This is a genomic window from Mitsuaria sp. TWR114 (genome assembly GCF_007997345.1).
In genome coordinates this window covers 1-9,822 of record NZ_VOSR01000313.1, presented here as the reverse complement: position 1 = coordinate 9,822, position 9,822 = coordinate 1, and the positions used below count along the sequence as shown (strand labels likewise).

Here is a 9,822-nt window from a genome sequence, read left to right as displayed (position 1 = left end):
CGATGCAGGACAACCTGAAGAAGGCGCAGGACGAACTCGGCAACATCGAGGTCGAAGGCCAGTCCGGCGCGGCCTGGTGAAGGTCACGATGACCTGCAAGCATGACGTCAAGCGCGTCGCCATCGATCCCAGCCTGCTGGCCGACGACAAGGACATGCTGGAGGACCTCGTCGCCGCCGCGTTCAACGACGCCGTGCGCCGTGCCGAGCAGGTCAGCTCCGAGAAGATGTCCAAGCTGACCGCCGGCATGCCGCTGCCCCCGGGCATGAAGTTCCCGTTCTGATCGGACGACGGTGACCGCGCTCGACCAGTTGATCGAGGCCTTGCGGCGCCTGCCCGGCGTGGGCCAGAAGTCGGCCCAGCGCATGGCCTACCACCTGCTGCAGCACGACCGCGCCGGCGCCGACGCGCTGGCCCGCGCGCTGCAGGACGCGGCGCGCAACGTGCGCCACTGCGAGCGCTGCCACACCTTCAGCGAGACGCCGCTGTGCGCCATCTGCTCGGACCGTCACCGCGACGCGCGGCTGCTGTGCGTGGTCGAGTCGCCGGCCGACCAGGCCGCGATGGAGCGCACCGCGTCCTACTTCGGCTACTACTTCGTGCTGCAGGGCCGGATCAGCCCGCTGGACGGCGTGTCCACCCGCGAGATCGGCGTGGACCAACTGCTCGAGCGGGCCACCGACGGCCAGGTGGAGGAGGTCATCCTCGCCACCAGCTTCACCGCCGAGGGCGAGGCCACCGCCCACGTGCTGGCCGAGGCGCTGCGCGCGCGCGGCCTGCGCATCCCGGAGGACATCTCCGTCGTTGGCTACGACCACACCCTGATGGCCCGGTCGGTGCAGATGGCCACCATGCGGCAGCCGCTGCACGAAATGGGGCGCCGCGCGGTCGAGCTGCTGGTGGAGCGCATCGACGCGATGCGCCGCAACAAGCCCCTGCCCGCCCCCGGCCACCTGGTGCTGCCGACCGAGCTCGTCGCCGGCGTCACGCTGGGGGCGCCGCGACGCGCCCGCCTGGTGATCTCCTGACGCGCGCTTGACGGACGCCTGAGGTCGCGCCTCGTCACCGTGCCCCGCGCTGGGGCGTCGCACCGTCCCGGTGAGGTCTTTCCCCTAGATAGTTCATTCAATACACAAACTAACATCGCGTCGCCTTGATTTAGCGGAATATCACGCGCCCCCAACAGGGCCGTAACCAGATTCCATCAAGCTCGCGCCCGGAGGAGACAACCGGCCGGGCCCGTTGCTGAAAGGTCGACCGATGAGATTGCGATCCTCCCCCCTGCTGCTGGCCCTGGCGGCCGCCGGCGTGTCCACCGCCATGGCGCAGACCTGCACGCCGACGCCGATCAAGCCCTTCGTGAATGTCGGCGGCAACTGGTCGGCGACGGCCTCGGCCACGCTCAAGACCGGCAGCTCGGCCGTGCTGGGTCCGCAGCCGGTCTCGGGCGGCAGCTGGAGCTGGAGCGGCTGTGGCACCGTCGGCGCCTCCCGCGAGCAGACCATTCAGCCCGCCGCGGCCTGCACCGCCACGGCCACCTACACCAACGCCTGCGGCGCCAAGAGCCAGCAGGCGTTCTCGATCAAGGTCGGCACCTGGGCCAGCGCCAAGTTCGGCGGCGGCGGTTATGTCACCGGCCTGGTCTTCCATCCGAGCGCCCGGGACCTGCTCTACGCGCGCACCGACGTCGGCGGCGCCTACCGCTGGGACGCCGGCTCGTCGTCCTGGATCCCGATCAACGACGGCTTCACCGCGGCCGAGGGCTTCCATCACGGCGTTGAAAGCATCGCCCTGGACCCCACCAACGACCAGCGCGTCTACATGGTCACCGGCATGTCGGCCTCGGCGGACGCGACCGCGCGGCTGTACATCTCCAACAACCGCGGCGGCAGCTGGGCCTTCTTCAACCTGCCGTTCTCGGCGGGCGGCAACAACAACGGCCGGGCGATCGGCGAGCGCTTGTCGGTCGACCCCAACAATCCGTCGATCCTCTTCTACGGTTCGCGCACGGCGGGCCTGTGGAGGAGCGTGAACTCCGGCCGCACCTGGGCCCAGGTGAGCGGGCTGTCGTCGACGAAGCTGACCGCCGACCAGATCAACAATCTGGGCGGCCAGGTCATGGGCGTCGAGCACCTGGTGTTCGACACCTCGACCAAGGGCAGCGGCTCGCCGACGCGGACCCTGTGGGCCGCCATCGCGCCGGACTACGTCAACGCGGCCGGCCTGGGGTCCAACCTCTACAAGTCGGTCGACGGCGGCGCCACCTGGACGCCGGTCGCGACGCCGGTGTCGGGCTTCCACATCCCGCACATCGTGCGCACCGCCGACGGCGCGCTGTACCTGCTCTTCACCAAGGGCGCCGGCCCGGGCGACGCCGGCCCCGCGCGGCTCTACAGGTTCGACGCCAGCAACGGCAACACCTGGACGCTGCTCAACAGCAACGATGGCGCCGGCTACGGCGGCCTGTCGGTCCTCGGCACCGGCGCCACGGCACGCATCGCGCTGGGCGTGAGCGGCACCTGGGGCAACTACAGCGGCCAGCAGGTGGTGCAGCTGTCCGACGACGGCGGCCGCAACTGGCGCGAGATCGCGGCCACCATGCCGCACACACCGGCCAGCGACGGTTTCTCCGGCTGGATCGACGACGTGGAGATCGATCCCTTCAACCGCGATCGCGTGCTGCATGTCTTCGGCGGCGGCATCTGGGAGACGCGCAACGCGTCCTCGTCGACGCCGAGCTGGAACTTCGCGGTCAACGGCCTGGAGGAGACCTGCACGCTGAGCCTGGCCACGCCGCCGGCGGGCGCCTCCTACACCTTCATCAACAACTCGGGCGACGTCGGCACCTGGATCCACACCGACCTCGGCACGACGCCGACGCTGAGCCCCTACAAGCAGTGGAGCAACGGCAACTCCGCCGACATGGCCTGGTCCGACCCCAACTACATCGCCAACGCCAACGTCACCAGCACCGCGAGCGGCCATGTCGGCACCGGCTACTGGTCCGGCGACGGCGGCCGCAGCTGGGCCGCCTTCGCCCGTCTGCCGGCAGGCGCCGCGGCCAACATCAACCAGGCGTCCAACCTGGCCGTGCCGGCGCGCAACCGCGTCGTCTGGGCGCCGGCCGATTCGGTGCCCTCCTACACCACCGACAACGGCAACAGCTGGACGGCCACCAACCTGCCGGCGCTCACCGTCGTCAACGGCGTGCCGCGCAGCTATCGCCTGGTGGCCGACCGCAGGAACGCCAACAAGGTCTATGCCTACGACTCGGGCGGCGCCTGGTGGACCTACACCCCGGCCAAGGTCTACGTCTCGACGGACGGCGGCCGGAGCTTCGCGCTGAGCCAGGGCTCGGTGGCCGCCAACATGCGCTTCGCGCCGTGGGGCGCGTCGTCGATGGCGGTGAACCCGAACGCCGAAGGCGACCTGTGGGTGGCCGACGGCCTGGCCGTCTACCACTCGTTGGATTCGGGCGCGAACTGGACCAAGGTGGCGCGTTCGCGCCGATCTGGGGCGGCCGGCAGGACTGGCTCGGCCCCGAAGTGGCGGGCGCGAGCATCGTCGCGCTGGGCAAGGCCAAGCCGGGCTCGAGCTACTCGGCGGCCGTCTACGTGGTGGGCGTGATCAACGGCGTGTGGGGCGTCTGGCGCTCGGACGATGCCGGCGCCACCTGGGTACGCCACAACGACGACGCCCACCAGTACGCCGGCCTCGGCGTGATGGCGGCCGACCAAGGCCTCTACGGACGGATCTACGCCGGCGGCAGCTGCCGCGGCGTGGTGTACAGCAACTGACCAACGGGCCCGGCGACGGGCCCCTTCCCTTTCTCCGCATGAAGATCATCCACCCCCATCGCCGCGGCCGTCCTGGCCCTGGGCGCGTCCGGTGCCCAGGCGGCGGACGCCCTGCTCTCGTCGCCCGACGGGCGCATCACGCTGCGCATCGCCGACGACGGCAGCCGCTTCAGCATCAGCCGCAAGGGCGAGACGGTCATCGCCGACTCGCCGCTGGGACTGGCGCTCGATGGCCAGCCGCCGCTCGGCGCGCTGACGCTGGAGTCGCGCCAGGACACGCGGGAGGACCGCGTCATCCCGCTCGTCGCCACCAAGGCGGCCACGGCGCGCGACCACTACCTCGGCACGACGCTGACCTTCCGGGAAGCGGGCGGCGGACGGCGCCTCTTCATCGACGCGCGCGCCTATGACGAGGGCGTGGCCTTCCGCTACCGGCTCGAGGGCCAGGGCCCGGTGCGGCTGAAGGAGGAGCGCACGGCCTTCGTGCCGGCCGGCGATCCGGCTTGCCTCGTCACCCCGGTGGAAGGCGCGCATGAACTGCCCTTCGAGCGGCTGCGGATCTCCGAGCTCAAGCGCGATGCGGGTTACGACGTGCCGGTGGTCTGCGCCACGCCCTCGGGCCGCACGCATTACGCCATCACGCAGGCGCACCTGGAGGGCTACACCGGCGCCTCGCTGTGGCGCGACGGCCCCGCGCTGCGCGTGCGCCTGTCCGGCGTGCCCAAGCGCGAGGGGCGGCCTATGTCTCCAGCGCCGGCCTGACGACCGCGTGGCGTGCCGTCATGATGGCGGACCGCGCCGGCCAGCTGATCGAGTCGCAGCTGGTGGGCAACCTCAACCCGCCGCCGCGGGGCGACTTCAGCTGGGTCAAGGCCGGCAAGACCTCGTGGGACTGGTGGTCCGGGCCGCTCGAGGGCGTGAAGCCCGACCTGGCTGCCTACAAGCGCTTCATCGACTTCGCGGCGGAATCGGGCTTCCCCTACCACCTGATGGACGCTGGCTGGGCCTTCGGCACCGGGCCGTGCTGCGATCCGCTGCCCACCACCGACATCACCCGCGCGCCGACGGCATCGACATGCCGGCCCTGGTGCGCTACGCCGCCGACAAGGCCGTGGGCCTGCTGCTGTGGGTGCACTGGGAGCACCTGGCGCCGCGGATGGACGAGGTGCTGGACACCTACGCGCGCTGGGGCATCAAGGGCATCAAGGTCGACTTCATGAACCGGGACGACCAGGACATGGTCGCCTTCTACCAGCGCGTGGCCGAAGCCACCGCCAAACGCCATCTGCTGCTGGACCTGCACGGCGCCTACGTGCCCGCCGGGCTGCAGCGGACCTATCCCAACTTCATCACCCAGGAAGGCGTGCTGGGCGCGGAGTGGAACAAGATGGACCGGCGCATCACGCCGCGGCACAACCTGATGCTGCCCTACACCCGGATGCTGGCCGGCCCGATGGACTACACGCCCGGCGGCTTCCGCAACGCCACGCCGGGGGACTTCGAGGTGCGCGCCTCGATGCCGCTGACGCAGACGACCCGCGGTCAGGCGCTGGCCATGTACGTGGTCTACGACAGCCCGCTGCAGATGGTCTCCGACGACCCGTCCAACTACCGCGGCGAGACCGGCTTCGACTTCGTGCGCCGCGTGCCGGCGGCCTGGGACGAGACCCGCTTCCTCGCCGGCGAGCCCGGCGAGGACATCGTGCTGGCGCGGCGCAGCGGCAAGGCCTGGTACCTCGGCGCGATGACGTCGGAACGCGCCCGCACTGAAAAGGTCCCGCTCCGCTTCCTGCCACCCGGCCGGTGGCGCGCGACGATCTGGCAGGACGGCGAGGTCGTGCGCGAGGTCCGTCGCAGCACGCGCAGCGTGACGAACGCCGATGTGCGTGATCCTGGAGCCGGCGCCGTGAGGACGCGCGCGTTCACGCCCGCCCACGCCAAGGAGGACGCACTGACATGAGACGCCGCGATGTGTTCGGGCTGATGGCGCTGGCCTCGGCCGGCCCGCTGGCTACCGCAGCGAGTGCCGCCAGTGCCGCGACGAACGCGGCGCTGCTGCCCTCCGCGCTCGATGCCGCGGGGCAGTTGCGCGCGCTGCCAATGGACGGGCCGGCGGACGGCTTCCACTGGCGGCGTGTCGCGGAGGGTGTGCAGTTCCGCGTCGACAGCCTGACCAAGGCCGTGCTGTTCTACGGCCCGGGCCTGGTACGGATCACCGCGCACCTAGGCGCGGCGCATACCGCGCAGCCCAGCCTGGTGGTCGTGGCCAAGCCCAGGCCCGTGGCCCTCGAGGTCCGCGAGGAGGCGGACACGCTGCGCGTGGTCGCGCCCGGCGTGCAGGTCCTCGTGGACAAGCACAGTGGCGCGCTGACCTTCCTCGACGGCGCGGGCCGCCTGCTGACCCGGGAGCGCGAGCGCGCGCCCACCGAGCTGCAGCAGGTCGAGATCGCCGGCAGTCGCAGCTATGCGCTCGCCCAGCACTTCAGCCTCACGCCGGACGAGTCGCTGTACGGCCTGGGCCAGTACAACGAGCCCTACATGGACTACCGCGGCCGCGAGGTCCTGATGGTGCAGACCAACATCGGCATCGTCGTGCCGTTCATGGTGTCGACGCGCCGCTGGGGCCTGCTGTGGGACGTCTACTCGAAGATGAGCTTCAGCGACCGGCCGCAGGGCGCGACCTTCCGCGCGGAGAGCGCGCCCGCCGGGGCTGATTACTACCTCGTGGCCGGCACCGACATGGACGGCGTGATCGCCGGTTACCGGCAGCTGACCGGCGCCGCGCCGATGTTCCCCAAGTCCGCGTTCGGGCTCTTCATGAGCAAGGAGCGCTACCAGACCCAGCAGCAGCTGCTGGACGTGGTGCGGCACTTCCGCGCGGACGGCTTCCCGCTCGACACCATCGTTCAGGACTGGCAGTACTGGGGCGGCGAGAAGGACGGCGTCTGGGACGGCAAGTGGAGCGGCATGGTCTGGGACCGCGAGCGCTTCCCCGATCCCGCCGCGATGACGCGCGAGCTGCACGGGCCGCTGCACACGCGGCTGATGGTGTCGATCTGGCCGTCGGTGGGCAACGACACGGCGCTGGCCCGTGAGCTCGACGCGCAGCACCTGCGCTTCGAGCCACTGCACTGGATCTCCAAGCGCGCGCGGATCTACGACGCCTTCAGCCCCGCCGGGCGGCGCATCTACTTCAAGCACGTCAAGCAGGGCCTGCTGGACGTCGGCGTGGACGCGCTGTGGATGGACGGCACCGAGGTCGAGGTCGGCGGCGCGGCGCACGATCCGGCCGAGGTCGAGGCCGACATCAAGCGCCTGGGCCGCAACGCGATGGGCGACTTCACGCGCTACCTGAACGTCTACAGCCTGCTGACCACCCGTGGCGTCTACGAAGGCCAGCGCGCCGCGGGCCCCTCGGGCCGGCGCGTGTTCACGCTGACGCGCTCGGCCTGGGCCGGCCAGCAGCGCTACGCCGCCCTGCCCTGGTCCGGCGACACCGAATCCAGCTGGGCCTCGCTGCGCGCGCAGATCGCCGGCGGGCTGAACGTCGCGATGGCCGGCCTGCCCTACTGGTCGCAGGACACCGGCGGCTTCTTCGTGAACTTCGCCGACGGCGAGCGCAATCCCGCCTGGCGCGAGCTCTACGCGCGCTGGAACCAGTTCGGCATCTTCAATCCGATCTACCGCATCCACGGCACCTCGGTCGAGCGCGAGCCCTACCTGTTCAAGACCCTGGACCCGGCGGTGTACGGCTCGCTGCGCCGCGCCGCCGAGCTGCGCTACCAGCTGCTGCCCTACCTCTACAGCCTGGCCTGGCGCGCCACGCAGGAGGGCACCCTGATGATGCGCGGCCTGGCGATGGACTTCCCGGACCAGGCCGCGCTGCGCAAGGTGGACGACACCTACATGTTCGGCCCGGCCTTCCTGGTGCAGCCGATCACGCGGCCGATGTTCCATGCGGTGCTGCCGCCGCCCGCGACCGTGCCGGCCGCGCAGCTGCGCACCCCGGACGGCCAGGGCGGCCTGCTGCTCGAGTACTTCGACGGCATGGATTACGAGAAGCCGGCGAGCCGCACCGTCGACACGGTGATCGAGCATCGCTGGCCCGATCCCCCGCTGGGCAGCGTGCCACCGGGCCTCAGCAGCCTGATGCGTTTCTCCGCGCGCTGGACCGGCGAGCTCATCGCCGCCGAAAGCGGTGATCACGAGATCGGCCTGGAGGGCGACGACGGCTTCCGCTTGTGGCTGGACGACAAACTGGTCGTCGACGACTGGAACCTCGGCCCTCCGCGCTTCAAGGGCCATCGCCTGACGCTGCGCGCCGGCCAGCGCCTGAAGCTGCGCATCGACTACTTCCAGGAGACGCGCGGCCGCTTGCTGCGCCTGGCCTGGCGCACGCCGACCCAGGCGCGCGAGCTGGTCGAGATGCAGGGCCGGCTGGACCGCCGGCAGGAAACCCTGTTGCCGCAGGGCAGCGACTGGACCGACTTCTGGACCGGCCAGCGCCACGCCGGCGGCGGCCGCGTCGCGCGCGACTACGCGCTGGACGAGTTCCCGCTCTTCGTGCGCGCCGGCGCCATCGTGCCCCTGGGGCCGGTGGTCGAGCACACCGCCCAGGACGCCGGCGCGCCGTGGGAGATCCGCGTCTATCCCGGCGCCGACGGCCGCTTCGTCCTGTACGAGGACGACGGCGAGACCTACCGCTACGAGCGCGGCGAGCGCGCCACCGTCGCGCTGCGCTGGGACGATGCCCGCCGCACGCTGCACATCGGCGCACGTCAGGGGCGCTTCCCCGGCCTGGTGACGCATCGCACGCTGCGCGTGCGCGTCATGGCCACCCCCGACCGGGTCGAGCAGACCCGCTCCGTGCAGTACCAGGGCCGGGCCCTGGCCCTGTCCTTCGACTCCCGCACCGACTCCCCTTCCTCCCGTCCATGAAGCAGACCGTCCTTCCCCTGATCCTGGCCTTGCTGGCCGCCACCGCCCAGGCCGAGGTGCGCCTGTCCGAGGTCTTCGGCGAGCACATGGTGCTGCAGCGCGACCGCCCCTTGCGCCTCTGGGGCCAGGCCACGCCCGGCCAGTCGCTGACCGTGACGCTGGGCGGCCGCGAGGCCACCACTCGCGTCGGTGCCGATGGCCGCTGGCGCGTGCAGCTGGATCCGCTGCCGGCCGGCGGTCCGCACCGGCTGCAGGTGACCGGCGACCAGACCGTCACGCTGGAGGACGTCCTGATCGGCGACGTCTGGCTGCTGGGCGGCCAGTCCAACATGGAATGGCCGCTGGCGCAGACCGACACCGGCCCGCAGGAGGTGGCGTCGCCGCAGGATGCGCGACTGCGCCAGCTGCGGGTGCCGCTGCGTGCCAGCGTGCGACCGGAAGCGGAGATCGCGCCGGCGCCGTGGGTGGTCGCCGAGCCGGGACGCGTGGGCGAGTTCAGCGCGGTCGGCTACCACTTCGCCCGCCGCATGCAGGCGGTGCAAGGCATCCCGATCGGCCTCATCGCCACCGCCTGGGGCGGTCCATGCTGGAGACCTGGATGAGCCGTGGCGCCGCCCTGCGCGACCCGGACCTGGCGCCGACGGTGCGGGCGCTGCCCGTGGACAACGCCGCCTTCAGCGCCGTGCTGGGGCAACAGCTGCAGCGGCGGGTGGCAGCCTGGCAGCCCGGCCTGTCGCTCGCGGGGGTGGATGCCTCCGGCTGGAACGCGGCGAGCGACATCGACGCCAAGTGGCCCACGCTGCAGGCGCCGGGCGCGTGGGAAGCCAGGGCCTGGCCGATGTCGACGGCGTCGTGTGGATGCGCAAGCGCGTCGAGCTGACCGCGGCGCAGGCGGCCGGCGCGGCCGAGCTGCATCTGGCCAAGGTCGACGACTGCGACGAGGTCTGGATCAACGGCCAGCGCATCGGCGGCCAGTGCGGCTGGGAGCTGTCCCGCCGTTATGCCGTGCCCGCCGGGACGCTGCGCGCGGGCGCCAACTGGATCGCCGTGCGCGTGACCGACACCGGCGGCGGTGGCGGCATCTACG

At 71.5% G+C, this 9,822-nt stretch carries 9 protein-coding genes and 2 pseudogenes; all 11 read left to right on the top strand.

Going from position 1 to position 9,822, the window contains the following annotated elements; translation table 11 throughout:
- Positions 1 to 2: 2 nt before the first annotated feature.
- Positions 3 to 283 (top strand): annotated as a pseudogene (locus FUT87_RS12845) (YbaB/EbfC family nucleoid-associated protein).
- 10 nt (positions 284 to 293) lie between these two features.
- Positions 294 to 1,028, top strand: coding sequence for a recombination mediator RecR (recR, locus tag FUT87_RS12840; protein WP_147241271.1), 735 nt, complete (start codon positions 294 to 296; stop codon positions 1,026 to 1,028).
- Positions 1,029 to 1,260: 232 nt separating this feature from the next.
- Positions 1,261 to 3,627, top strand: a complete 2,367-nt coding sequence (locus FUT87_RS12835) for a sialidase family protein (protein WP_222617134.1) — start codon at positions 1,261 to 1,263, stop codon at positions 3,625 to 3,627.
- The gene (locus FUT87_RS29965; protein WP_222617133.1) at positions 3,546 to 3,797 is read left to right on the top strand and encodes a hypothetical protein; all 252 of its coding nucleotides are present in this window, start codon (positions 3,546 to 3,548) and stop codon (positions 3,795 to 3,797) included. The genes FUT87_RS12835 and FUT87_RS29965 overlap by 82 nt, the downstream gene beginning before the upstream one ends.
- A gap of 57 nt (positions 3,798 to 3,854) precedes the next feature.
- The gene (locus FUT87_RS29960; protein ID WP_222617135.1) at positions 3,855 to 4,559 is read left to right on the top strand and encodes a glycoside hydrolase family 97 N-terminal domain-containing protein; all 705 of its coding nucleotides are present in this window, start codon (positions 3,855 to 3,857) and stop codon (positions 4,557 to 4,559) included.
- Between the two features lie 20 nt (positions 4,560 to 4,579).
- Positions 4,580 to 5,017 (top strand): glycoside hydrolase family 97 catalytic domain-containing protein, encoded by a 438-nt coding sequence (locus FUT87_RS30645; protein ID WP_255511801.1) that lies wholly within the window; start codon positions 4,580 to 4,582, stop codon positions 5,015 to 5,017.
- Positions 4,909 to 5,757, top strand: a complete 849-nt coding sequence (locus tag FUT87_RS29950) for a glycoside hydrolase family 97 catalytic domain-containing protein (protein WP_255511802.1) — start codon at positions 4,909 to 4,911, stop codon at positions 5,755 to 5,757. The genes FUT87_RS30645 and FUT87_RS29950 overlap by 109 nt, the downstream gene beginning before the upstream one ends.
- A complete protein-coding gene (locus tag FUT87_RS12825) occupies positions 5,754 to 8,735 on the top strand; it encodes a TIM-barrel domain-containing protein (RefSeq protein WP_147241270.1) in 2,982 nt (993 codons plus the stop codon). Before FUT87_RS29950 ends, FUT87_RS12825 begins: the two co-directional genes overlap by 4 nt.
- On the top strand, positions 8,732 to 9,337 hold the full coding sequence (locus FUT87_RS12820; protein WP_147241269.1) for a sialate O-acetylesterase: 606 nt from the start codon (positions 8,732 to 8,734) through the stop codon (positions 9,335 to 9,337). The genes FUT87_RS12825 and FUT87_RS12820 overlap by 4 nt, the downstream gene beginning before the upstream one ends.
- Positions 9,334 to 9,615 (top strand): hypothetical protein, encoded by a 282-nt coding sequence (locus tag FUT87_RS12815; protein WP_147241268.1) that lies wholly within the window; start codon positions 9,334 to 9,336, stop codon positions 9,613 to 9,615. The genes FUT87_RS12820 and FUT87_RS12815 overlap by 4 nt, the downstream gene beginning before the upstream one ends.
- A pseudogene (locus tag FUT87_RS12810) lies at positions 9,594 to 9,822 on the top strand (glycoside hydrolase family 2); the annotation flags it as partial. The gene FUT87_RS12815 and the pseudogene FUT87_RS12810, both read left to right, overlap by 22 nt.

Coding starts and splice junctions, on each gene's coding strand:
- FUT87_RS12835 (WP_222617134.1), top strand. CDS start 1,261: ATGAGATTGCGATCCTCCCCCCTGCTGCTGGCCCTGGCGGCCGCCGGC.
- FUT87_RS12825 (WP_147241270.1), top strand. CDS start 5,754: ATGAGACGCCGCGATGTGTTCGGGCTGATGGCGCTGGCCTCGGCCGGC.
- FUT87_RS30645 (WP_255511801.1), top strand. CDS start 4,580: ATGATGGCGGACCGCGCCGGCCAGCTGATCGAGTCGCAGCTGGTGGGC.
- FUT87_RS12815 (WP_147241268.1), top strand. CDS start 9,334: ATGAGCCGTGGCGCCGCCCTGCGCGACCCGGACCTGGCGCCGACGGTG.
- FUT87_RS12820 (WP_147241269.1), top strand. CDS start 8,732: ATGAAGCAGACCGTCCTTCCCCTGATCCTGGCCTTGCTGGCCGCCACC.